Annotated in this window: 21 protein-coding genes; 8 read left to right on the top strand and 13 right to left on the bottom strand. The window is 64.5% G+C overall.

Features of this window, described 5'->3' with window-relative positions; all coding sequences use genetic code 11:
- Nucleotides 1–29: 29 nt before the first annotated feature.
- From B2U07_RS02540 to B2U07_RS02515, 6 genes are all read right to left on the bottom strand, one after another.
- Complete coding sequence (locus B2U07_RS02540) at nt 30–2,018, bottom strand: acetyl-CoA carboxylase biotin carboxylase subunit (RefSeq protein ID WP_275544806.1); 1,989 nt, start codon at nt 2,016–2,018, stop codon at nt 30–32.
- 86 nt (nt 2,019–2,104) lie between these two features.
- Nucleotides 2,105–2,902, bottom strand: coding sequence for an isohexenylglutaconyl-CoA hydratase (atuE, locus tag B2U07_RS02535; protein ID WP_275544807.1), 798 nt, complete (start codon nt 2,900–2,902; stop codon nt 2,105–2,107).
- Nucleotides 2,903–2,959: 57 nt separating this feature from the next.
- Entirely contained in the window at nt 2,960–4,120 is a 1,161-nt protein-coding gene (gene atuD / locus B2U07_RS02530; RefSeq protein WP_275544808.1) for a citronellyl-CoA dehydrogenase, read from the bottom strand.
- A gap of 25 nt (nt 4,121–4,145) precedes the next feature.
- Entirely contained in the window at nt 4,146–5,762 is a 1,617-nt protein-coding gene (gene atuC, locus B2U07_RS02525; protein ID WP_275544809.1) for a geranyl-CoA carboxylase subunit beta, read from the bottom strand.
- 4 nt (nt 5,763–5,766) lie between these two features.
- Nucleotides 5,767–6,636, bottom strand: a complete 870-nt coding sequence (locus tag B2U07_RS02520; RefSeq protein ID WP_275544810.1) for an SDR family oxidoreductase — start codon at nt 6,634–6,636, stop codon at nt 5,767–5,769.
- Nucleotides 6,637–6,871: 235 nt separating this feature from the next.
- A complete protein-coding gene (locus tag B2U07_RS02515) occupies nt 6,872–8,659 on the bottom strand; it encodes an acyclic terpene utilization AtuA family protein (protein WP_275544811.1) in 1,788 nt (595 codons plus the stop codon).
- A gap of 221 nt (nt 8,660–8,880) precedes the next feature.
- Between B2U07_RS02515 and B2U07_RS02510 the strand changes: the two genes are divergently transcribed.
- Nucleotides 8,881–9,504, top strand: a complete 624-nt coding sequence (locus B2U07_RS02510; protein WP_275544812.1) for a TetR/AcrR family transcriptional regulator — start codon at nt 8,881–8,883, stop codon at nt 9,502–9,504.
- Between the two features lie 204 nt (nt 9,505–9,708).
- The gene (locus B2U07_RS02505) at nt 9,709–10,527 is read left to right on the top strand and encodes a substrate-binding periplasmic protein (protein WP_419096305.1); all 819 of its coding nucleotides are present in this window, start codon (nt 9,709–9,711) and stop codon (nt 10,525–10,527) included.
- Here the strand turns inward: B2U07_RS02505 and B2U07_RS02500 are convergent.
- The 4 genes from B2U07_RS02500 to B2U07_RS02485 form a co-directional block, all read right to left on the bottom strand.
- Entirely contained in the window at nt 10,478–11,236 is a 759-nt protein-coding gene (locus B2U07_RS02500) for a CPBP family intramembrane glutamic endopeptidase (protein ID WP_275544814.1), read from the bottom strand. The genes B2U07_RS02505 and B2U07_RS02500 overlap by 50 nt on opposite strands.
- Before the next feature lie 67 nt (nt 11,237–11,303).
- Nucleotides 11,304–11,477, bottom strand: coding sequence for a DUF2897 family protein (locus B2U07_RS02495; RefSeq protein WP_161865283.1), 174 nt, complete (start codon nt 11,475–11,477; stop codon nt 11,304–11,306).
- Nucleotides 11,478–11,532: 55 nt separating this feature from the next.
- Entirely contained in the window at nt 11,533–12,297 is a 765-nt protein-coding gene (gene eutC / locus B2U07_RS02490) for an ethanolamine ammonia-lyase subunit EutC (RefSeq protein ID WP_275544815.1), read from the bottom strand.
- The gene (locus tag B2U07_RS02485) at nt 12,297–13,691 is read right to left on the bottom strand and encodes an ethanolamine ammonia-lyase subunit EutB (RefSeq protein ID WP_275544816.1); all 1,395 of its coding nucleotides are present in this window, start codon (nt 13,689–13,691) and stop codon (nt 12,297–12,299) included. Before B2U07_RS02485 ends, eutC begins: the two co-directional genes overlap by 1 nt.
- A gap of 260 nt (nt 13,692–13,951) precedes the next feature.
- Here B2U07_RS02485 and B2U07_RS02480 point away from each other — a divergent pair, with 260 nt between their 5' ends.
- The 5 genes from B2U07_RS02480 to B2U07_RS02460 all read left to right on the top strand — a co-directional run bounded on the left by B2U07_RS02480 (nt 13,952) and on the right by B2U07_RS02460 (nt 19,074).
- The gene (locus B2U07_RS02480) at nt 13,952–15,226 is read left to right on the top strand and encodes a sensor histidine kinase (RefSeq protein WP_275545335.1); all 1,275 of its coding nucleotides are present in this window, start codon (nt 13,952–13,954) and stop codon (nt 15,224–15,226) included.
- Nucleotides 15,223–16,140 (top strand): response regulator, encoded by a 918-nt coding sequence (locus B2U07_RS02475; RefSeq protein WP_296276268.1) that lies wholly within the window; start codon nt 15,223–15,225, stop codon nt 16,138–16,140. Before B2U07_RS02480 ends, B2U07_RS02475 begins: the two co-directional genes overlap by 4 nt.
- A 235-nt stretch (nt 16,141–16,375) precedes the next feature.
- Entirely contained in the window at nt 16,376–17,077 is a 702-nt protein-coding gene (gene pyrF / locus B2U07_RS02470) for an orotidine-5'-phosphate decarboxylase (protein ID WP_275544817.1), read from the top strand.
- 218 nt (nt 17,078–17,295) lie between these two features.
- On the top strand, nt 17,296–18,057 hold the full coding sequence (locus B2U07_RS02465) for an SDR family oxidoreductase (RefSeq protein WP_296275649.1): 762 nt from the start codon (nt 17,296–17,298) through the stop codon (nt 18,055–18,057).
- A 111-nt stretch (nt 18,058–18,168) separates the two neighbouring features.
- Complete coding sequence (locus tag B2U07_RS02460) at nt 18,169–19,074, top strand: bile acid:sodium symporter family protein (RefSeq protein ID WP_275544818.1); 906 nt, start codon at nt 18,169–18,171, stop codon at nt 19,072–19,074.
- 138 nt (nt 19,075–19,212) lie between these two features.
- On the opposite strand, the gene B2U07_RS02455 is transcribed toward B2U07_RS02460, so the two are convergent.
- Nucleotides 19,213–20,403 (bottom strand): benzoate/H(+) symporter BenE family transporter, encoded by a 1,191-nt coding sequence (locus B2U07_RS02455; protein WP_275544819.1) that lies wholly within the window; start codon nt 20,401–20,403, stop codon nt 19,213–19,215.
- Nucleotides 20,403–21,014, bottom strand: a complete 612-nt coding sequence (locus B2U07_RS02450) for a LysE family translocator (RefSeq protein WP_275544820.1) — start codon at nt 21,012–21,014, stop codon at nt 20,403–20,405. The genes B2U07_RS02455 and B2U07_RS02450 overlap by 1 nt, the downstream gene beginning before the upstream one ends.
- A 144-nt stretch (nt 21,015–21,158) precedes the next feature.
- Here B2U07_RS02450 and B2U07_RS02445 point away from each other — a divergent pair, with 144 nt between their 5' ends.
- Nucleotides 21,159–21,806 (top strand): hypothetical protein, encoded by a 648-nt coding sequence (locus B2U07_RS02445; protein ID WP_275544821.1) that lies wholly within the window; start codon nt 21,159–21,161, stop codon nt 21,804–21,806.
- A 53-nt stretch (nt 21,807–21,859) separates the two neighbouring features.
- Here the strand turns inward: B2U07_RS02445 and B2U07_RS02440 are convergent, their stop codons facing one another.
- Complete coding sequence (locus tag B2U07_RS02440) at nt 21,860–24,265, bottom strand: TonB-dependent siderophore receptor (RefSeq protein ID WP_275544822.1); 2,406 nt, start codon at nt 24,263–24,265, stop codon at nt 21,860–21,862.
- Between the last annotated feature and the right edge of the window lie 37 nt (nt 24,266–24,302).

Below are 24,302 nucleotides of genomic sequence, written 5' to 3'. Positions count from 1 at the left end.
GCGGCTAAAGCCCCTCCCACAGCGATATATCAGGCCTCTACAGCTTCGATTTCCACCAGCAACTGACGATTCTTCACCTGGTCGCCCTGGCTTACGCCAACGCGGCGGACGATGCCGTCGACGCCGGCCTTGAGCGGGTGCTCCATCTTCATCGCTTCCAGCACCACCAGCAGTTGCCCCTTGCTCACGCTGGCGCCTTCGGCGACCAGCACGTCGACGATGGCGCCATCCATCGGTGCCTTCACCGCGCCGCTGCTGGCGGCGTTCTGGCCGCCGGCCGGCTCGTGGGTGGCATCGACCAGTTCCAGGTTGCCGTGCTCACCATACAGCCACAGATGCTCACCTTCGATGTGGTAGGCCTGGCGGCGGCGTACGCCGTCCAGTTCCAGGGTCAGCCAGCGGCCGTCGCTGGCCAGCAGGCGCAGGGACAGCTGTTCTTCGCCCCGACGCACGCGCAGTTGCGCTTGCGTGCCGCTGGCGAGCACGTCCAGCTCCACGGCGTGTTTGTGTTTGCCCTGCTTGAGGACGAAGCGCCAGGGCGCACTGCCGGCGCTGCGCCAGCCGGACAGGCCGGGCTGATGCGCACGGGCGTCGGCCGAGGCCTGGTAGAGCAGGGCGGCGGCCATGGCCAGCTCGGCCAGACTGGCCGTGTGCGGTTGCAGGCTGGGGTCATCAGCGAAGTGTTCGGCGATGAACGCCGTGGTGGCATTGCCGGCAGCGAACTCCGGGTTCTTGAGCAGATTGGCGAGAAAGCGCTGGTTACCGTTGACGCCGAGCAGCACGCATTGTTCTACAGCGCGCACCAGCTTGCGCCGGGCTTCGTCACGAGTTTCGCCGTAGGCGATGACCTTGGCCAGCATCGGGTCGTAGAAGGGGGTGACAGCCTGGCCCTCGACCAGGCCGTGGTCGATGCGCACGCCGGCCAGCAGTTCGGGCTCCCAGCGCAGCACCTGGCCGGTTTGCGGCAGAAAGCCGGCGGCCGAATCCTCGGCGTACAGACGCACCTCCATGGCGTGGCCGGTGAGGCGGATTTCGTCCTGCTGCAGCGGCAGGGGCTGGCCTTCGGCTACGCGAATCTGCCAAGCCACCAGATCCTGACCGGTGATCAGCTCGGTGACCGGGTGTTCGACCTGCAGGCGGGTGTTCATTTCCAGGAAGAAGAACTCTCCGGAGGTATCGAGGAGGAATTCCACGGTACCGGCGCCGACGTAGTTCACCGAGGCTGCAGCCTTGACCGCCGCTTCACCCATGGCCTTGCGCAGCTCCGGAGTCATGACCGGGCAGGGCGCTTCCTCGACCACTTTCTGGTGGCGACGCTGTACCGAGCAGTCGCGCTCGCCAAGGTAGACGATATTGCCGTGCTGGTCGCCGAAGACCTGGATTTCCACATGGCGTGGACGGATCACCGCACGTTCGAGGATCAGCTCGCCCGAACCGAAGGCGTTCTGCGCCTCCGAGCGGGCGGTGCGGATCTGCCCCAGCAGTTCGGCGGATTCATGCACCAGGCGCATGCCGCGGCCGCCGCCGCCGGCGCTGGCCTTGATCATCAGCGGGTAGCCGATACGCTCGGCTTCGCTGGTCAGGGTTTCGTCATCCTGGGCGGCGCCCTCAAAGCCGGGGATGCAGGGCACGCCCGCCTCGAGCATGGCGATCTTCGACAGGCGCTTGCTGCCCATCAGGTGGATGGCTTCCACGGTCGGGCCGATAAAGACGATGCCGGCTGCTTCACAGGCGCGGGCGAAGTCGGCGTTCTCGGAGAGGAAACCATAGCCGGGGTGGATGGCGTCGGCGCCGGTCTTGCGCGCCGCCTCGATGATAGCGTCGATGCGCAGGTAGGACTGGTTGACCTGGGCCGGGCCGATGCATACGGCTTCGTCGGCGATCTGCACGTGGCGGGCGTCGGCATCGGCCTCGGAGTACACCGCCACGGTGCGATAGCCGAGCTCGATGGCGGTGCGCATCACCCGGCAGGCGATCTCGCCACGGTTGGCGATCAGGATCTTGTTGAATGCGGGCATCTTCGTGCTCCTGCTGTGCGTAGCCCGGATGCAATCCGGGGAATCATGTTGGCCGAGCGCTCCCGGATTGCATCCGGGCTACGGTTTCATTGGGCCCACTTCGGCTTGCGCTTCTGCACGAAGGCCATGGTGCCTTCGACGCCCTCGGCGCCAGTCACGGCGGCGGCGAACTGTTCGGCGGCGCGGTCGAGCAGCGGGCCGAGGGCTTCGCGTTCGCTGGCCAGCAGCAGGGCCTTGGTCTGGGCGTTGGCCTGCGGCGCGCACTGGCGAATCTGCTCCAGGGTCTCGTCCAGGCGCTGCTGCAGAGCAGCATCATCGTTCTCGCAGTAGTGCACCAAGCCCAGGCGCAGGGCCTCGGCACCGTCGAAGCGGGCGGCGGTCAGGGCCAGGCGGCGGGCCTGGGTCAGGCCGATGCGGTGCACGACGAAGGGAGCGATCTGCGCGGGGAGGATGCCCAGCGTGGTTTCCGGCAGGCCAAACTTGGCGCCACTGGCGGCGATGGCCACGTCGGACACGCAGGCAAGGCCGAAACCACCGCCGAGCACGGCGCCTTCCAGCACAGCGACCAGTACCTGCGGCGCGGCCTGAGCCTCTTCCAGCAGCGCACCGAAGGCGCGGTTCAGCTCGCGGTATGCGTCACCGCCGCGGGCTCTGGCGCCGGCCATATCCTTGATATCGCCGCCGGCGCAAAAGTGGCCGCCCGCGCCGCGCAGGACGAGGGCGCGCACGTTCGGCTCATGGCGCACGGCTTCCAGGGTGGCGCGTAGTTCGCCGACCATGGCCAGGCTCATGGCGTTGCGGCTGTCCGGGCGGTTGAGGGTGACGTTCAGCACGCCAACGTCGAGGTTCAGCAGCAGGGTTTCGCAGTGGGGCAGATCGTTCATCGCATAGCCTCGGTGTAGGGCGGGTGAAACCCGCCGCAACGGTCTGGGTGGTACGGGTCAGCCCTTCTTTTTCCCCGGCAGGATGCCCATCAGCTTGCAGATAATGCCGAGCATGATTTCGTCAGCGCCGCCGCCGATGCTGACCAGGCGCACGTCGCGGTAAGCGCGCGACACCGGGTTGTCCCACATGAAGCCCATGCCGCCCCAGTACTGCAGGCAGGCGTCGGACACCTCGCGGCCCAGGCGGCCGGCCTTGAGCTTGGCCATCGACGCCAGCTTGGTCACGTCACGGCCCTTCACGTATTGCTCGGTGGCCTGGTAGACCAGCGCGCGCAGGGCTTCGATCTCGGTCTGCAACTCGGCCATGCGGAAGTGGATGACCTGGTTGTCGATCAGCGGCTGGCCGAAGGTGTGGCGCTGCTTGCAGTAGTCGATGGTGCTGTCGACGCAGTGCTCCAGGCCCTTGATCATGTTGGCCGCGCCAAACAGGCGCTCTTCCTGGAACTGCAGCATCTGCATCATGAAGCCGGCGCCTTCGTGGCCGATGCGATAGCGCTGCGGCACGCGCACGTTGTCGAAGAACACCTGGGCGGTCTCCGAGCTGCGCATGCCGAGTTTGTCCAGGTGCGGGCTGACGCTGATTCCCGGGGTCTTCATCGGCACCACGATCAGCGACTTGTTGACGTGCGGCTTGTCGTCGCTGGTGTTGGCCAGCAGGCAGATGAAGTCGGCCGACGGCGAGTTGGTGATCCACATCTTGCTGCCATTGATCACGTAGTCGTCGCCGTCCTTGCGCGCGGTGGTCTTCAGGCCCGCCACGTCGGAGCCGGCGCCGACTTCGGAGACGCCGATGCAGCCGACCATCTCGCCGCTGATGGCCGGACGCAGAAACTCGTCGCGCAGCTCGTCGGAGCCGAAGCGCGCCAGGGCCGGGGTGCACATGTCCGTCTGCACACCGATGGACATGGGGATGCCGCCGCAATGGATGGTGCCGAACTCTTCGGCGGCGACGATGGAGTAGCTGTAGTCCAGGCCCATGCCGCCGAATTTCTCCGGCTTGGAGATGCCCAGCAGGCCCAGTTCGCCGGCCTTCTTGAAGATGTCATGGATGGGGAAGCGGCCTTCCTTCTCCCAGGCGTCGACATGCGGGTTGATTTCCTTGTCGACGAAGTTGCGGACGGTACGGCGGAGTTCTTCGTGTTCCTGGGTGAAGATCATTATTGTTGTGCTCCGATGATAAGGGTCAGAAACGGGCGACGCCGAAACGGTTGGATTTCAACGGCCGCAGGTTGGCTTCGGCGCAGATGTCCAGCAAGAAGCCCAGCAGTTTGCGTGTATCGCGTGGGTCGATCAGGCCGTCGTCCCACAGGCTGGCGGTGCCGTACAGCGCCGTGGACTGGCTGTCGAGCTTTTGCGCGGTCACCGTTTCCAGCATGTCGAGCATCTTTGGATCAGCTTCCTTGCCTTCCTTGGCGTGCTTTTCCTCGGTGACGATGCGCAGCACCTTGCCGGCCTGGGCGCCGCCCATCACGGCGGTGCGGCTGTTGGGCCAGGCGAAGATGAAGCGTGGATCGAGGCCGCGGCCGCACATGGCGTAGTTGCCAGCGCCGTAGGAGCCGCCGACGACGATGGTGAGCTTGGGCACGGTGGCGTTGGCCACGGCCTGGATCATCTTCGAGCCGTGCTTGATCACGCCGTTCTGTTCCGATTCCGTGCCGACCATGAAGCCGGTGGTGTTGTGAAAGAACAGGATCGGCGTGTTGCTCTGCTCACACAGCTGGATGAACTGCGCCGCTTTGGCCGCACCCTGCGGGGTGATCGGGCCGTTGTTGCCGATGAAACCGCAGGCCTGGCCTTCGATCTGCAAATGACCGCAGACGGTCTGGCTGTCGAACTCGTTTTTGAAGTCGAGGAACTCCGAGCCATCGGCGATGCGTGCGATGATCTCGCGTACGTCGTAGGGCTTCTTGGCGTCGGCAGGTACCAGGCCGAGCAGCTCCTCGGCCGGGTAAAGCGGCTCGCGCCAGCTTTTCGACGGACGCGCCGGCAACTGCTGGTTCCACGGCAGCATGCCAAGGATCTCGCGCGCCAGGCGTACGCCGTCGGCGTCGTTCTCGGCCAGGTACTCGGCGGTGCCGGCGACCTGGGCGTGCATCTCGGCGCCGCCGAGTTGCTCGTCGGTGGCGATCTCGCCGGTGGCGGCCTTGAGCAGGGGCGGGCCGGCAAGGAACATCTTGGCCTTGCCGCGCACCACTACCACGTAATCCGATAGGCCCGGCTGGTAGGCCCCACCAGCGGTGCTGGAGCCGTGCACCACAGTGATCTGCGGCAGGCCCATGGCGGACATCCGCGCCTGGTTGGCGAAGCCGCGGGCGCCCTCGACGAAGATGTCGGCGGCGTAGTTGAGGTTGGCGCCGCCGCTCTCGGCCAGGGTCACTACCGGCAGCTTGTTCTCGAAGGCGATCTGCTGCAGGCGCAAGGATTTCTTCAGGCCCGTGGGGGAGATGGTGCCGCCCTTGATCGCGCTGTTGTTGGCGATCACCAGGCAGCGCACGCCGGCGATGTAGCCGATGCCGGCGATCAGGCCGCCGCCGGCCTGGCTGCCGTCCTTGTCGTCGTGCAGCTTGTAGCCGGCCAGCGAGGCCAGTTCGAGGAAGGGCGCGCCGGCATCGAGCAGCAGGTTGATGCGTTCACGCGGCAGCAACTGGCCGCGCTTGTCGAACTTGGCCTTGGCTTCCTGCGCCTTGTCGAGCACCTTCTGCTCCACGTCGCGGAAGGTCGCGATGGCCGCCAGCATGGCTTCGCGGTTCTGCGCGAAGGCTTCGCCATGCACGTCGATTTCCGATTGGATCACGGGCATCGCCTTACTCCTGATCTTTCAGTACGTCGGGCAGGTAGGCCCGGTGGAAACCGTTGTAGGACTCGCTGTTTTTCGCCTTGCCCAGTGTCCAGGCGCGAGTGCCCTGGCTGGCGGCGCCATCGATGCGGATGGTGTTGCCGCTGATGAAGTTGGCGCCGGGGCTGAGCAAAAAGGCGATGGCGGCGGCCACTTCGGACTCCGTGCCGATGCGTTGCAATGGCACGTGATCCTTGAGGTTGCGGATCATGTTCTTCATCGACTCGGGGTAGGTGTCCATGCCGCTGGAGGCGATCCAGCCCGGCGCTACGGCGTTGACCCGCACACCGGCGTGGCCCCACTCGTAGGCGGCGGTCTTGGTGAAGTTCTCCATGCCCGCGCGCGCCGCGCCCGAATGGCCCATGCCGGGCATGCCGCCCCACATGTCGGCGAGCATGTTGACGATGGCGCCGCCGTGCTTGCTCATGCTCTGCAGGAAGACTTCCTTGGCCACCAGAAAACCGCCCACCAGATTGGTGCGCACCACGGTCTCGAAGCCTTTCTGGTTGATGCCGATCAGCGGTGCGGGGAACTGGCCGCCGGCGTTGTTCACCAACTGGTGGATGCGTCCGCGTTCCTTGATCACGGCAGCGACCATGGCCTTGACTGCGTCTTCCTCCCGGATATCGCAGACCTGAAAGCTGGCGCTGCCGCCGTCTTCGATGATCTCGGCGCAGGTCTTCTCCAGCTTCTCCGGCTTGCGCCCGACCAGCACCACATAGGCGCCCAGGTGGGCCAGCTCGTGGGCCACGCAGCGGCCGATGCCGCTGCCACCACCGGTGACCAGAATGGTCTGTTCATTGAACAGGCCAGGTTTGAATACGGAGTCGTAGCTCATTGTTGTTGTCCTTCGACCTTACCGTGGGCACCACTATGTCAAGGTGGTGCGCTATTGATCTGGTTGTAAGTGGAAATCGCAAAGCGTTTTCCACCATAAGCCGGTAGATGGATAAAGCGTCATCCACCTACGACTTATTGTCCTTGTCGATCTTCGGTGGGAGCGGACTTGTCCGCGAGGCTTCTAACCATTCGCGGACAAGTCTGCTCCCACAGTTCGCGAGCAGAGCTCGCTCCTACAGGCTTTCAGCTAGCGCCTTGGGTACCGGCACCGGGAATTCCAGCAACTGTTGGGCGAAGGCCTTGCCCTGAGGGTCGATGCGCAGGCTGGCGACGCCGCCACCGCCCAAAGCGTTTTCCAGCAGGAAGTTGAGGCTGTGGCTGCCCGGCAGATACCAGCGGCTGACGCGGCCCTGCTCGGCGTCCAGGGTATGCGCCATCCAGTTGGCCACGGCTTCGGGCGTCAGCGCAGCGGCGATCCATGCCAGGTATTCGGGCTTTCTGGCCATCACGCCGATGTTGCTGTGATTACCCTTGTCGCCGGAGCGGGCCACGGCCAGGCGGATCAGCGGCACGGCCGCGTCGGCTTCACCCATTGGTACGGGCAGAGCGGCTGGCGCACGGAGTTGGGCTGGGTCGAAGGCATCGATCTGGGGCAGGGCGACCGGCTGGCGCTCACCGTTGATTTCGACGCTCAGGGCGCAGGCACTCTTGTCCACCAGGAAGCTGAACAGGCGGATCACCGGGTAGACGGTGGGGCGGCCGCCGACAATGCCGGTCAGGCCCGGCGCCATGCCTGTGGCAGCCTGGGCGATCTCGCGGGAGAAGAGGATCAGCGCCTCCTTCTTGGCATGCCGTGCGGCGATCTTCACCACCACTTCGCGGCTGTATTTGCGGTGAGCATGGACGCCATAAGTGGCTTCGCTGCCGAGCAGCTCGACGCTGACTTCCTGGTAACGGCCCCAGCCGCGCTCGGCGAACAGCTCTTCGGTCTTCTTGATGATCGCCTCGCTGACCCGTTCGGCCTTGGCCACGGCATCGATACCGGCGAGCAGGAAGCTGGCGGTGCAGCGGAAACCGTCCGGATGGGTGGCACTGACCTTGTACTGGTCGGTGGGCGGCAGGCCGCGTGCGCCCTGCAGCTGCACGTGGTTGTCGCCGGCCTGGCTCAGCTCGACCTGAGTGAAGTCGCAGATAACGTCCGGCAGCAGATAGGCGCGCGGGTCGCCGATCTCGTAGAGCATCTGCTCGCCAACGGTAAAAGGCGTGACCAAGCCGCCGGAACTCTCCGGCTTGGTCACGACGAAGCGGCCATCGTCCTCTACCTCGACGATGGGGAAACCGATGTGCTCGTAGTCCGGCACGTCGCGCCAGTCGGTGAAGTTGCCACCGGTGCACTGCGCGCCGCACTCGATGATGTGCCCGGCCAGCGCGGCCTGGGCCAGCTTGTCGTAATCGCTCCAGGCCCAGCCGAACTCGTGCACCAGGGCGGCGCTGACCACCGCGCTGTCGACCACCCGGCCGGTGACGACGATGTCGGCGCCCTGGTCCAGTGCGGCGACGATGCCCGGCGCGCCCAGGTAGGCGTTGACCGAGACGCAGAAGGGCGGCAGCGCGGCGCCGGTGAACATCTCGCGGGTGCCGGCCTTGACCAGTTCGCCGAGCTTGGGCTGCAGGTTGTCGCCGTGCAGCACGGCGATCTTCAGGTTCACCCCGGCCTGTTCGCAGGCGGCGCTCAAGGCGGCGGCGCAGGCCATCGGGTTGACCCCGCCGGCGTTGCTGATGACACGAATGTTTTTTGCCGCCAGCTCGCCGAGTAACGGTGTGAGCACCTCGATGAAATCGCGGGCGTAGCCGTCATCCGGCTTCTTCATGCGGGCGCCGGCCATGATCGACATGGTGATCTCGGCCAGGTAGTCGAACACCAGATAATCCAGCTCGACACCCCGAACAAGCTGGGCGGCAGCGGTGGAGGTGTCGCCCCAGAATGCCGAGGCGCAGCCGATGCGTACGGTTTTGCTCATTGGAATTGGTCCGTCACACATTGAGAAGGTGTGTCGACATTACCAAGCAAGCGCTTGGTTGAAAAGTGTCGCGCTAGGGTGATTCGGCCAAAAATGCGCCCAAGCGCTTGCTTGGTCAGCTGCTGCCGCATACATTTCATCAAGCAAGACAAGCACTTGCCGGCAGCATGAAGAATTGATCAGAACAATCGCCGAGCAGGGCAAGCAGGGGAGAAGTCAGCGTGGATGAACACAAGGCCCAGGCCGTGATGCAGGAGTTGGTCGACAATGGCCAAGTGACTGATCCGGACAGTGCCCGCGGCAAGCTGTTGCAGATGGCCGCCCACCTGTTCCGCAGCAAGGGTTACGAGCGCACCACTGTGCGAGACCTGGCCGCGGCCATCGGTATTCAATCGGGCAGCATCTTTCATCACTTCAAGAGCAAGGATGAGATCCTGCGCTCGGTGATGGAGGAAACCATCATCTACAACACCGCCCTGATGCGTGCCGCGCTGGCCACTGCGCAGGACACCCGCGAACGTTTGCTGGCGCTGATCCGCTGCGAGCTGCAATCAATCATGGGCGGCACCGGTGAGGCCATGGCGGTGCTGGTCTACGAATGGCGTTCGCTGTCGGAAGACGGCCAGGCGCAGGTGCTGGCACTGCGTGATACCTACGAGCAGATCTGGCTGGCGGTGCTGGGCGAGGCGCGCGAGGCCGGCTATTTCAAGGGCGATCCTTTCATTCAGCGGCGTTTTCTCACCGGCGCACTAAGCTGGACCAACACCTGGTTCCGCCCTCAGGGGCCGATGAGCCTGGACCAGCTGGCTGAAGAGGCATTGTCGCTGGTGTGCAAGGACCTCTGAGCCGCTTCGGAGCAGGGCAAATCCGGACCGGCGCAGGCGTCATCTGCCGTGGCAGCGAGTCGGCTGGCGCTGCGCTAATGCCTTAAATTGAGGCTATCGTCTGCTATCAGACAACAAAGTGCTGACGCCATAAAATCTATCTGGTCGGTCAGAAGAGACTCGGGTAGGCTGCACTCCACTGGCAGAAGGAATTGAGGATTCGAGATGCGGCATATGCGGCGCTGGGTTCATGGATGTGTGGGTGCCTTGTGTCTGTTGCTTGCCGGTTTTCTTTGCGCTGCCGAGGTGGTCAAGGTCGGCGGCGCGCATTTCCCACCCTATGTGATCAAGTCCAACCTGCAGGAGTCGAGCGGGCTTCTGCCGCAATTGCTCGAGGCGCTCAATAACGCGCAGAGCGAATACCACTTCACCATGCTGCCCACTGCCATCGTGCGCCGTTTCGGCGACCTGCAGCGCGGGCGTATCGACATGGCGATATTCGAGAATCCCGAGTGGGGCTGGCAGGATATCGACGCCGAAGCCATCGATATGGGCCTGGAGGATGCCGAGCTATTCGTTGCCAGAAGCGAGGAACTGCGCGGCCAGCAATACTTCGAGCAGCTCGCTGGCAAGCGCCTGGCACTCTACCGGGGTTATCACTACGGTTTTGCCCAGTTCAACAGCGATCCGGAGTTCCTCACTACCACCTTCAACGCCAACCTCGGTCATTCGCATGACAGCAATCTGCTGATGGTGCTGCGCGGGCGAGCCGATGTCGCGCTGGTCACTCGCTCGAACCTTTACGATTTCATCAAGCGTAATCGCGACCAAGCACGCCAGTTGCTGATCTCCGAGCGAATCGATCAGGTCTATCGCCATCACGCGATGATTCGTCGCGGTGCGCCGATAAGCCCTGAACGCTTCACTGCGCTGCTCGAGCAACTGCGGGTCAGCGGCGAGCTGCAGCGCATCTTCTCGCCTTACCGAATTGCCGTCATGCCAGCTTTAGCGGGTAGCTCAGCAACGAAATATGCAGCAGATTGACCGCTGCATGCAGCGCGATGGTCAGGCTGATGCGGCCGCTGTAGTGAAAGGCCAGCCCATAGCCCAATCCCGCACAAGTCGCCACCACGGCGAATAGCACACTGAAAGGCAAGTGGGCTGCGCCGAACAGGCCCGCCGTCAGCAGCAAGCCGGGCCAGGTACCCATACGTCCGACCAGCGCCGGTTGCAGCACGCCGCGAAACAGCAGTTCCTCCGCCAGCACCGCCACGCCCAGGTTGACTGCCAGCCACAGCAGCAAGCCTTGCGGCCATTTCGGTTGCCAGGCGACCAGGCCCAATGCGATCGCCGATACCGGCACCAGCAGCAGTGTGGCGAGGCACACTAGCCCTGCGTATTTCAGTGATATGACGGGCCGGCGGGTCTGCCCAAGCCACCAGCCGAGCAAAGCGCTACCGAGCAGGAGTTTGTCCCAGGAAAGGCGCAGCGCGTAGGGCGTGGCGTCCGGGCTGACGAGGCGCGGCGGCCACAGTTGCCAGGGGCGGAAACCAGGGACGAGATGTGCCGCCAGAGCGATCCCGCCGAGCAAAATCAGGGGTAACCACCGCCACTTCGGCAGATACCGTTCGCCGGTTAGCAGGAGCATGACGAACAGGCTGCCCAGCAGCAGGCCGATGGGCTCGATGAAGCCTAGCCCCGTGCCCAGGGCGAGGGTAAGCGCGGGGAACAGCAAGCGCAGATGCAGGGGCATGGCACCTTCTCCTTGGAAGGCGCGCAGTCTAGCAGGCTGTCTGCCCAGGCGAGGGGAGTGGACGCGCCTAACGCTGGCGCTCGCGCGCGTCCTTGGCTTCTTGCTCGATGGCGCGTTTACGCATGCGTTCTAGCTGGTCCTCGCTCAGGCGCATCTTCTTGGCGCTGCTGCGCAGCACCAGCAGACTACCGATCACCGAGCCGAAGACCAGTACCAGCAACAGCCAGACGTACCAGGGCATGACGAGTCCTCACGGGGGAATTGAGCCTTCACCATACCCCGCGTTCGGAGACTTGTCAGTTGGCCTGTAGTGCCACGGCTTGCAGGGTGCTCTCGTCCTTGAGCCGCACGCCGCTCAGTTGCAGCCGTAGCGCCTGGCGCGCCAGGTAGTCGAGCTTGTGCGCGGCCAGCTCGTAGGGCAGACCTTCCGGGCGCACGTTGGAGATGCAGTTGCGTGCGCTGTCCGGGCAGCCCAGCCGCGGCGCGTAGGTCAGGTACAGGCCCAGGCTGTCCGGTGAGGTCAGGCCCGGGCGTTCGCCAATCATCACGATCACCAGGCGGGCGCGTAGCGCTTCACCGATACCGTCGCCAATCGCCACGCGCCCTTGCTCGGCCAGCACCACGGGAGTGTTGGCCCAGTCGGTAGCGAAGCGATCGCGAAAGGCCTGCAGCAACAGCAGGGCATGGCGTTGTACGGCGATGGCCGACAGACCGTCGGCCAGCACGATGGCGATTTCTGGCGCAGGCAGTTCGTGTTGCAGTTGCACCTGGCAGTCGCCGTGCAGGTGGCGGCCATGATCCGGTCGCAGCAGGTAGGTCTGCCGGTCTTCGGCGTTGCTACGCACTTTCAGCGCGCGAAAACCGGCTGTGTGCAACTGATGCCTGAGCTCGGCGAAGTCCAGCGGGCGATGCACGGCGTCGCGCGCCTGGGCGTGGGCCAGGCCGAACTTGAGCACCTCGCGAGTGGGCAGGCTGCAGCCGACGCGGCCGAGGGCGATGCGCGCCGAGGTGTGCGCGCGCAATTCGTCCCAGGGATTGTGCTGGATCAGGTCGTCGGTCATCACGCGGCTCCCGAGATATGCGGCAGTTGCTTGAGCAGGTGGTGGCCGCGGCCGATGTCGCGCAGGCGGCCGGTCGGTTCGGTAATGGCCATGCGCGCCAGCCAGGCATCGAACTCCGGGGCGCGTTTCAGGCCCAGCACGCTGCGCAGGTACAGCGCATCGTGGAACGAGGTGCTCTGATAATTGAGCATGATGTCGTCGGCGCCCGGGATGCCCATGATGAAGTTGATACCGGCCGCGCCGAGCAGGGTGAGCAGGCTGTCCATGTCGTCCTGATCGGCTTCGGCGTGGTTGGTGTAACAGACGTCGCAACCCATCGGCAGGCCGAGCAGCTTGGCGCAGAAGTGATCCTCCAGCCCGGCGCGGATGATCTGCTTGCCGTCGTAGAGGTATTCCGGGCCGATGAAACCGACCACGGTGTTGACCAGCAGCGGGCGAAATTCGCGGGCCACGGCGTAGGCGCGCGCCTCGCAGGTCTGCTGGTCGACGCCATGGTGGCCGCCGGCCGACAACGCGCTGCCCTGGCCGGTTTCGAAATACATGACGTTATCACCCAAAGTGCCGCGTCCCAACGACAGTGCGGCCTCGTGGGCCTCGTGCAGGATCGCCAGGGAGACGCCGAAGCCGGCGTTGGCGGCCTCGGTGCCGGCGATGGACTGGAACACCAGATCGATCGGCGCGCCGGCCTCGATGGCCTGGATCTGCGTGGTGACATGGGTGAGCACGCAGCTCTGCATGGGAATCTCGAAGTGCTGGCGTACCTCGTCCATCATCTGCCACAGGCGCATCAGCGTTGGCAGCGAATCGCTGGCCGGATTGATGCCGACCGTGGCGTCGCCGGAGCCATAGAGCAGGCCGTCGAGCATACTGGCGGCGATGCCGCGCACGTCGTCGGTGGGATGATTGGGCTGCAGGCGCACGGCAAGGTGCCCGGGCAGGCCCAGGGTGTTGCGAAAGCGGCTGATCACCCGGCATTTGCGCGCCACCAGGATCAGATCCTGATTGCGCATCAGCTTGCTCACCGCCGCGACCATCTCCGGTGTCAGCCCGGTGGCCACTGCGGCCAGTCGCGCGCTGTCGGTCCTCTCCAGCAGCAGCCAGTCGCGCAGGTCGCCGACCGTAAGGTGGCTGATCGGGGCGAATGCGGCGGCGTCATGGCGGTCGATGATCAGGCGGGTGACTTCGTCCTGCTCGTAGGGAATCAGTGCCTCGTCGAGAAAACGCTTGAGCGGCACATCGGCCAGCGCCAGCTTGGCCGCCATGCGCTCTTCATAGGTGGCGGCAGCGAGCCCGGCCAGGTAGTCGCCGGAGCGCGCCGGGCTGGCCTTGGCCAGCAGCGTCTTGAGGTCGGCGAAACGGTAGACCAGGCTGCCGATGGTGGTCTGGTAGGGCATGGCTGCAACCCGTGGCGAAAAGGATGTGCTTGCCGTGCAGCGCTCATGCCAGGGCCGGATTGCCGAGTGCGCACAGCCTCTGGCGCGTGCCGGTCGTCGCCGGTGAATGAAAAGGGTGCAGAGGAGGGCTCGATGCACCCACCTGGCGCATCCGCGTGTGACGGCTGTCACATGATGGCAACCTGGCACTGTTTGAATGATGGCTTTCCGAACGCACGGGGAGGCCGTTCGTGACCCATGCCAGAGCGCTGCAATCGCTGATGCGGGACGTCAACCCGCTAGCCGCATCGACCAGTATCAACGAGGTCGCCGACTTGTTCCTGGCGGCCGAACATCGCGCTTTCCTGTCTCTGCCGATAGTGGACGGAAACAACCGGCCGCTTGGCCTGGTCAGCCGTGTCACGCTGCAGGACATCTTCATGCAGCGCTTCGGACGCGATCTGCGCGGCCGTCACCCGGTTGGCGACGTGATGAATACCGCACCGCTGATCGTCAGCCTCGAAGCAAACCTGGAGGAGGCTTCCAAGCAGGTCACCGCCCAGCTGCAGTATCCGATCACCGAGGACTTCATCCTGATTAATGCTCAGGGCGAGTACTGCGGTCTGGGCACGGTACTGGACCTGCTCAAAGCCATGGAGGCGCGCGTTGCTCAGCGCAACCGCGTGCTGCGCCAGGCACTGGTGGACCTCAAGGAATCCCAGGCGCAGCTGCTGCAGTCGGAAAAGATGGCATCGCTCGGGCAGATGGTCGCCGGTGTCGCCCATGAACTGAACACGCCGCTGGGCTACGTGAAGAACAACGTGCAATTGCTGCGCGAGCTGAGCGAGCCGCTGTTCGAACTGGCCGCCGCCCAGGCGCGGCTGGGCCAATGCCTGAGCGACCCCGATTGTGACGAGGCGAGCCTTGCTCAGGCATTGCAGGCTGCCGAGCAGGCTCGCCAACAGGCCGCGCCGGAGCTGCTCGCCGAGGACCTGCAGCAGCTGTATGGCGACACCCTTTACGGCCTGGAGCAGATCGCCGAACTGGTGGTCGGTCTCAAGGATTTCGCCCGTCTCGATCGCGCCATGAGCGAGGAAGTCGACCTCAACGACTGCATCCGCAGCGCGCTGCTGATCGCTCGCAATAACATCAAGGACAAGGCCGAAGTTGTGCAGCAACTGGGTGAGCTGCCGCGTATCGCCTGCGCGCCATCGCAGATCAACCAGGTGCTACTCAACTTGCTGACCAACGCCGCCCAGGCCATCGATGGCATGGGGCGCATCCAGATTCGCAGCTGGGCCAATGCCCAGGGCATTCACATCTCGCTGCAGGACAACGGCCGTGGCATGCCGCCCGAGGTCATGGCAAAGATTTTCGACCCTTTCTTCACCACCAAACCGGTCGGCCAGGGCACCGGCCTGGGTTTATCCATCAGCTACAAGATCGTCCAGGACCATGGCGGCCAGATTCGCGTTGCCTCCGAGCCAGGGCGAGGCACGCGCTTTCTCATCAGCCTGCCACTGCCCGCCACCGTCGCCATGAAAAGGAGCGCCTGATGTCTGCACCCGTTCGCATCATGTTCGTCGACGACGAGGAGCGCATTCTGCGCAGTCTCGCCCTGCAGTTTCGCCGCCATTACGAGGTGCTGACCGAAAGCGACCCGCTGCGCGCGTTGCAGCGCCTGCGCGAGGAGCAGATTCACGTGCTGGTCAGCGATCAGCGCATGCCGCAGATGAGCGGGGCGCAGCTGCTCGCCGAAGCGCGCGAGATCGCGCCGAACACCTTGCGCATTCTGCTGACCGGTTATTCCGATCTGGATGCCGCGGTGGAGGCGTTGAACAACGGCGGCATCTTCCGCTACCTGACCAAGCCCTGGGATCAGCAGGAAATGGCCTTCACCCTGCGCCAGGCGGCTGAACTGGCCGTGCGCCAGGCGCAGCCGCTGCAAACCGTCGCCAGCGAGCAACTGAGCGCGCCGCTGACTCTGCTGTTGCTCGACGACGAGCCGGATACGCTCGGCGTCGTCGGCGACTTCTGTGTCGCGGGCGGGCATCGCCTGCTGCGTGCGCGCAACCTGGCCGAGGCCATGCTGCAGCTTAACAACGAGCGCGTGGACATGTTGGTCAGCGACCTGATACTGGCCGGCGAAGACACCGCGCCGCTGCTCAAGACCCTGGCGCAAGCCCATCCACGCCTGCTCAGCCTGGTGGTCACGTCCTTTCAGGATACCCAGGCGCTGCTACGCCTGGTCAACGAGGCGCAAATCTTCCGCTATCTGCCCAAGCCGGTTCGCCGTGGTCTGTTCGAGAAGGGCCTCAAGGCCGCTGCCGAGCAGGCCCTGATCTGGCGCGCGCAGCCGCAACAGCTGGTCACCCGCCTGGCCGAGGTGCCGTGTGACGAGCGCGAACAGGAGAAGGTGGGCAGCCTGATGGGCATGCTCGGGCGCCTGCGTGAGCGTCTGATTGCCTGATCGGCTGGCTGCCCTTAAGCGTTTTCGCGGCTGAAGCCGCTCCTACGAGGCTGTGGCTATCTGTAGGAGCGGCTGGGCGGCACTCCGCTTCAGCCGCGATGCCTTTGTGCCGAAGCCAACACCCCGGATCGCATCCGGGCTACGGGCTGCTGATGGCAGGGCTTCAGCCGCGACCAGTGCCGGCGAGCTTTGCGCTACAATGCGCGGCGTTTTTTCATCTGTCCGAGACTTGCCCATGCCCGCCTGCCAAACTCCGATCATCGTCGCCCTCGACTTTCCCAGCCAGGATGCCGCTCTGGCCCTGGCCGATCAGCTCGACCCGGCGCTGTGCCGGGTCAAGGTCGGCAAGGAGCTGTTCACCCGCAGCGGGCCGCAGGTGGTCGAGGCGCTGCAGGCCAAGGGTTTCGAGCTGTTTCTTGATCTGAAATTCCACGACATTCCCAACACTACGGCCATGGCGGTCAAGGCCGCGGCGGAAATGGGTGTGTGGATGGTGAACGTGCACTGTTCCGGTGGTCTGCGCATGATGGCGGCCTGTCGTAACGAGCTGGACAAGCTGGCGGGTGCCAAGCCGCTGCTGATCGGAGTGACGGTGCTGACCAGCATGGAACAGCAGGATCTGGCCGGCATCGGTCTCGACGTGCCGCCGCAGGAACAGGTGCTGCGCCTGGCCGGTCTGGCCGCCGAGGCCGGGCTCGATGGCCTGGTCTGCTCGGCGCAGGAGGCCCGCGCGCTGAAGGTCGCGCAGCCGCGCCTGCAACTGGTGACCCCGGGCATCCGCCCTGCCGGCAGCAGCGCCGACGACCAGAAGCGCATCCTCACCCCGAGCCAGGCGCTGGAGGCCGGCTCCGATTACCTGGTGATCGGTCGCCCGATCAGTCAGGCCGCCGATCCGGCGCAGGCCTTGGCTGCTGTGGTCGCAGAACTGCGCGCCTGAGCCCTGTAGCCTGGATGAGATCCAGGGCGGCCTGGCACGCCGTCCGATCTTTACCGGATTTGATCCGGGCTGTCCGCTGATCGCAGCGCCGCGCTGGTGGAGTCGCCATCAGTGCCCTGCATGACCCACCACTCTAGAGTCTAATAGTGCTGCTCGCCGTCTGGCTTGCTGGCTAGACTCCTCGCCAATTCAACACGAATCGCTGCGAGGAAGCAGACATGAGCATGACGTTCTCCGGCTTGGTCGCCTTGGTCACCGGCGGTGCCGCCGGCATTGGCCGTGCCACGGCCCAGGCATTCGCCGCCGAAGGGCTGAAGGTGGTGGTTTCCGACGTGGATGTGGCAGGCGGTGAGGGCACCGTCGAGCTTATTCACGCGGCCGGTGGCGAGGCCTGCTTCGTGCGCTGCGACGTGACCCGCGACGCCGAGGTCAAGGCGCTGTTGGACGCCACCGTGGCACAGTATGGCCGCCTCGACTACGCATTCAATAACGCCGGCATCGAGATCGAGCAGGGCAAGCTGGCCGATGGCAACGAGGCCGAGTTCGACGCGATCATGGGCGTCAACGTCAAGGGCGTGTGGTTGTGCATGAAGCACCAGATTCCGCTGCTACTGGCCCAGGGCGGTGGTGCAATCGTCAATACCGCATCGGTAGCCGGTCTCGGGGCGGCGCCGAAGATGAGCATCTATGCAGCATCCAAGCATGCGGTGATCGGCCTGACCAAATCTGCGGCGGTGGAATACGCGAAGAAGAAAGTCCGCGTTAACGCGGTGTGCCCGGCGGTGATCGACACCGATATGTTCCGCCGCGCCTATGAAGCCGATCCGAAGAAAGCCGAGTTCGCCGCCGCCATGCACCCGGTCGGGCGCATCGGCAAGGTCGAGGAAATCGCCGCCGCGGTGCTCTACCTCTGCAGCGACCATGCCGCGTTCACCACCGGCCATGCGTTGGCGGTCGATGGCGGCGCTACCGCAATCTGATGGCTCTAGCCCGGTAGTCTGCAAGCAGGCTAAGGTTGGCACGCAGGGCCACTGTCAGTGGTGGCCTGACTGCGCAAAATCCTGCCAGGTTCAACTGGAGCGATAACAATAATGACCGCCGATCCCTTGCTGACGTTTTTCCTTCCCGCTGCGCTGGGCATCATCATGCTCGGGCTTGGCCTGTCGCTGAGCCTGGCTGACTTCGCCCGCGTGGCCAAATTCCCCAAGCCGGTGCTGATCGGCCTGGCCTGTCAGTTGCTGCTGTTGCCGCTGGCCTGCTTCTTCCTGGCCAAGGCGTTCGGCCTGGCACCGGCGTTGGCCGTCGGCCTGATGCTGCTGGCGGCTTCGCCGGGCGGCACCACGGCGAATCTCTATAGCCACCTGGCCCATGGCGACGTGGCGCTGAACATCACCCTCACCGCGGTCAATTCGGTGATCGCGATTCTGACAATGCCGCTGATCGTCAACCTGTCGCTGGCGTACTTCATGTCCGCCGATCAGGCCATCCCGCTGCAGTTCGCCAAGGTGGTGCAGGTGTTCATCATCGTCCTCGGCCCGGTGGCGATCGGCATGTGGTTGCGCAGCCGTTTCCCTGCGTTCGCCGAGCGCATGCAGAAGCCGGTGAAGATCATCTCGGCGCTGTTCCTGCTGCTGATCATCCTCTTGGCGGCGGCCAAGGACTGGCGCACCTTCGTCGACTATGCGCCTTCGGTGGGCGGTGCGGCGCTGGCCTTCAATCTGCTGAGCATGGCGGTGGGTTACTGCGTGCCGCGCTTGCTCAAGCTCAACCTGCGTCAGGCGATCGCCATCGCCATGGAAATCGGCATTCACAATGGCACGCTGGCCATCGCCCTGGCGCTGAGCCCGGCGCTGCTGAACAACCCGACCATGGCGATTCCGGCAGCCATCTACAGCCTGATCATGTTCATCACGGCGGCGTTGTTCGGCTTGTGGGTCAATCGTGTGCATGGCGCCGAACTGGCCGAGCCGGTAGTAGGGCCAGGGGAGAGGGCCTAGAGCCAGCGAGAGTGAGAGAGGCTTTGCCTGCGATGATCGCGGCTAAAGCCCCTCCCACTTTCGACGGAAACCGTAGCCCGGATGCAATCCGGGGCGGCCTGGCAGAGCGTTCCCGGATTGCATCCGGCTACAGAGAATCTACCGCTTGCCCCAGTTCAGCACGGCCAGCGTCAGCAGGCCGGCGACGATACCCCAGAACGCCGAGCCGACTCCGGCCAGAGTCATGCCGGAAGCGGTGACCAGGAACGTGATCAGCGCCGCTTCGCGCTCGTTGGGCTCGCTCATGGCCTGGGTCAGGCCGCCAATGATCGAGGCGAAGAGTGCCAGCGCGGCGATGGACAGGATCAGCGCTGCCGGCAGCGCGGCGAACAGCGAGGCCAGGGCGGCGCCAAAGGTGCCGGCGATGGCGTAGAACACCCCGCACCAGACCGCAGCGGTGTAGCGCTTGCGCGGGTCTTCATGAGCCTCCGGGCCGGCGCAGATGGCGGCGCTGATGGCAGCCATGTGAATCCCGTGGCTGCCGAACGGCGCCATCAGAATCGACACCAGGCCGGTGCTGGTCAGCAGCGGCGAGGCCGGCACGTCATAGCCATTGGCACGCAGTACGGCCATGCCCGGCAGGTTCTGCGAGGCCATGGCGACGATGAACAGCGGGATGCCGATGCTGATCGCCGCGGCCAGGGAGAAGCTGGGCGTCGTCCATTCGGGTGTTGCCAGTTGCAGCTGGAAATCGCTGAAATCCAGCAGACCGAAGACCGCGGCCAGCACGCTGCCGACGATCAGCGCACAAAGCACCGAGTAGCGCGGCCACAGGCGTTTGCCGAGCAGGTAGGCGAGCAGCATGGCGACCACCAGAATCGGCTGCTGTTCGGCGGCCACGCAGATTTCCAGGCCGATCTTGAACAGCACGCCGGCCAGCAGGGCGGCGGCGATGGAGGCCGGGATGCGGCGCATCAGGCGGTCGAAGGTACCGGTCAGGCCGATCAGCACGATCAGGCCTGAGGCCAGGATATAGGCGCCAATCGCCTGGCCATAGGAAACTTCCGGCAGGCTGGTGATCAACAGCGCGGCGCCCGGGGTGGACCAGGCGATCATCACAGGCGCGCGATAGCGCAGCGAGAGCACGATGCAGCACAGCGCCATGCCGATCGACAGCGCCCAGATCCACGAGGAAATCTGCCCGGCAGTAAGGCCGGCAGCCTGGCCGGCCTGGAACATCAGCACCAGAGAGCTGGTATAGCCGGTGAGCATGGCGATGAAGCCAGCGACCACGGCCGAGGTGGAGGTGTCCGCCAGTGGGCGCAGGCGGGTAGGGGCGGCGTCTTGCATCAGAACATTCCAGTGTCGACGATGATGGGATAGAGCGAGGCGACCAGCAGCAGCGCCATGCCGATGTTGAAGGCGCGCAGCGCGCGCGGGTTGTTCAGCCATTTGCGCAGCAGGCTACCGGCGATGGTCCATAAGCCCACGCTGGGGCAGTTGACCAGGGCGAACAGGGCCGCGATCAGCAACACGTTGCTGAAGAAGCCATCTTGCGGTGTGTAGGTGGTAATGGCACCGATGGCCATGATCCACGCCTTCGGGTTCACCCACTGAAAGGCGGCAGCCTGGATGAAGGTGAACGGCTTTGCCTCGGGATTCTCGCGGCTTTGCGGCGCGCCGGACTGGGCGATCTTCCAGGCCAGGTAGAGCAGATACGCAGCGCCGACATAGCGCAGCACATCGTGCAGCACCGGCAGGCGCTGGAAGACCTGGCCAAGACCCAGACCCACGGCCGCCACCAGCAGCATGAAGCCGAGGCTGATGCCGAGCATGTGCGGAATGCTGCGGCGTACGCCGAAGTTCACGCCGGAGGCGAGCAGCATCATGTTGTTGGGGCCGGGCGTCACAGAGGTGACGAAGGCGAAGGCAATGAAGGCGAGCAGCAGTTCGGTGGACATGGTCGTTCTCCGGGGACTGGCAAAGCCTATTGCGCCACCGCAGCGGCGTCGCGGTACAGCCATGGCTGGGTTGGGCCATACAGTCTGGTCAAGCGTTGCGCAGGTGGTTAGCCTCGGGGTTTGGCCGAACAAGGATAAAAGGCGATGCAACCGGACAATCCTTACCGTGCGCCACAGGCGGACTTGCTCGAGGGGGCCGGGGTCCAGGCGTTGCCGGGTTGGAGTGCCAGGCAGTTGCGGGTACTGGGCTGGCTGGCGCTGGTCTCGGTGCTGATCAATACCCTGGTGGTCGCGCTGCTGTTCGCCGGGGCGCTGCTGGACGCGCAGGAGGCCGAGCTGTTGTTCGCCTACACCGACTGGCTGGGTCTGGTGCTGGTACTGCTTGGTTGCTATCTGCTGCTGCGCTTCAAGGCCTTTGCCGAGGCCCGCTTCGCAGCGCGCAATCTGAGCGCGCCGGTATGGGCCGTGTTGCTCGTTTCCCTGTTGCTGGAGCTGGCTGATGTGCTATTCGGCGAGCAGCTATTTGCCGGGCTGGACTGGCAGACGCTGAGCTATATGGTGCTGCTGTGTCTGATGGGCAGCTGTACGACCTGGCTGGGGATACGTTTGCTGAAACTGGAATATCCCTACCAGTCACTGAAGGTGATGGCCTGGCTGGATATCGTCGGCGGGCTGATGTTGGCCAGCGTGTTGTTGATGCTGCTGGCACTGCTGCCGTTGCTCGGCGCTGGAGTGGCGCTGATGGGGGTGTTCTTCAAAGGCGCTGCCGAGTTGCGCGGCGCTGCCGACTGACAGCGGCGTAAATGACAGGAGCCGCCCATTGGGCGGCTCCTGTTTTCAGCCGATTACCACTTGTAGTCGAGGCTCGCCGTAACCCGGCGCGGGTCGCCGGCGTAGCAGTAGAAACCGTCGCAGGTGGCCAGGTATTCCTTGTCGAACAGGTTGTTGGCGTTCAGCGAGATGCTGGCGCCGCGCAAGCTGCCATCGAGTTGGCCGAGGTCGTAGCGCACCGCAGCGTCGTAGACGGTGTAAGCGCTGCTGTGGCCGTCGGATGCGTCACGCACGAAACCCAGGTTGCCAACGGCAATATTGTCTGTGGAACCGACGAAGCGGGCGCCAAAACCAATGCCGAAGCCCGCCAGCGCACCCTGTGTCCAGTCATAGTCGGCCCAGATCGACGCCTGATGCTCGGGGATCAGCGGCAGGGCGCGGTTCTTGTCGCGTGGGTCGCCGACCTCGGTCATCTTGCTGTTGGTGTAGCTGTAGGACGCGGTCAGGCTGAGGTTCTCGGTGATGTTGCCGGTAGCTTCCAGCTCCAGGCCACGAACTTCTACCTCGCTTACTGGCTCGGTGGCACCGGCGATGTTGGTGGTGACGATGTTCTGCCGCGTCAGGTCATAGACGGCGGCGGTGAACAGCATGTCGCTGCCCGGAGGTTGGTACTTGATGCCCAGTTCGTACTGCTTGCCGGTGCTGGGTTTGAATGCTGCGCCGCTATTACCGCCCGCTTCGGCCTGGAAGGATTCGGCATAGGACACATAAGGCGTGAAGCCCGATTCGAACACGTAGCTCAGCGCCGCGTTACCGCTGAATTGGCTGTCGCGGCGGCTATCCTTGGCATCGTTGGCGTTGTGGAATACCGAGTCGGTGTCCAGGCGATCCCAGCGGCCACCCAGGGTCAGGCGCCAGGCGTCGAGGGACATCTGGTCCTGCAGATAGAGGCCGGTGTTGCGGCGTTTCTGGTTGTAGTCCTGGTAGGCGGTGTAGGCGACGCCGCTGAAGTCCTGACCATAGATCGGGCGAACGATGTTGCTACTCGGCGCCGTGCCATACAGCCAGCGGTAATCGGTGTCGACGCGCAGATAGTCCACGCCGAGCAGCAAGGTGTGCCCGATTGCGCCCGTGTTGAAGTCGGCCTGGAAGTTGTTGTCCACAGCGAAGTGGCTGATGTTTTCGTCGTACACGTTGGCGCCGCGCGCAACGGTGCCGTCGTCAGCCACTGCAGTGGCCCAGCCGCCGGCCGTGATGATCTGGTTATCCAGTTCGAGCTTGCTGTAGCGCAGGTTCTGATTGAACTGCCAGATATCGTTGATACGGTGCTCGAAGGCGTAGCCCAGCGCATAGAAGGTCTTGTCGTAGAACTCCCAATCAGGGTCGCCAAGGTTCTTGTGGTAGTCGACCTTGCCGGCCGGCGTGCCCAGCTTGGTGCCTTGCAGGGGCAGGAACTGGCTGGTGCCGCCGGTATCGTCACGGTTGAACTGACCGAGGAAGGTCAGCTTGGTGTCGTCGGCGATATTCCAGGTCAGGCTTGGCGCGAGATTGAAACGCTGATCGTCAATATGTTCGACGGTGGTGCCGCTGTCACGGCCGGTGCCGCTGAAACGGTAGAGAAACTGGCCTTCATCATCGATCTTGCCAGTGCTGTCGAAGCTGATCTGCTTGTGGTTGTAGTTACCGACCTGGACCTGTACTTCATGGCTGCTTTCAGCCTGCGGGCGGCGGCTGACGGCATCCACCAGGCCACCGGGCGGCGTCTGGCCATACACAGCCGAGGCGGGGCCGCGCAGCACGGCGACACGCTCCAGATTCCAGGTTTCCAGCTTGGCCATGGTGTAGCTGCCCTTGGGCAGCGGCAGGCCGTCGAGCATCTGGATCGGCTCGAAACCGCGGATCTTCATCCAGTCGGCGCGGCTGTCGCTGCCGTAGCTGCTGGCGATCACGCCCGGCATGTAGCGCACGGCGTCATCGAGGTTCTGGACCTTGCGGTCCTGCATCTGTTCGCGGGTGGCGACGGAGATCGAGCGCGGCGTTTCCAGCAGCGGTGTGTCGGTTTTGGTGCCGGTCGCTGTGCGGTTGGCCAGGTAGCTGCGGGTCGGGCCCAAAGCCGTTTCGGCGGCCTGCTCGCTGGCGGTGACGGTCACGTCCGGTAGCGCAACTGCTGCGTCTGCTGCCGGGACCAGACTGTAAGCGCCGCCGCTACCTTGCAGCTGCAGGCCGGTGCCACGCAGCGCCTGATTGAGCGCTTCGATGGCTTCGTAGTCACCGCTGACCGGTGCCGAGCGTTTGCCCTCGGTCAGCGCAGGATCGATGCTCAATGTCACGCCGGCCTGGCTGGCGATCTGGTTGAGCGTGGCGGCCAAGGGGCCGGCCGGCAACTGATAGGGCTCCGCATGAGCCAGCCCGGCATGGCCGGCGAAGGCGATGGTCAGGGCCAACAGCGTATGGCGGAACGGGACAGGGCGGAAGGACATTGCGAATCTCTCCTAAGAGTTAATGTATCTCAATGCC

This window comes from Pseudomonas sp. UBA7530 (genome assembly GCF_002479365.1).
Taxonomy (GTDB): Bacteria; Pseudomonadota; Gammaproteobacteria; order Pseudomonadales; family Pseudomonadaceae; genus Aquipseudomonas.
The sequence above is the reverse complement of the archived record's forward strand: the minus strand, read 5'-3'. Positions and strand labels throughout refer to the sequence as shown.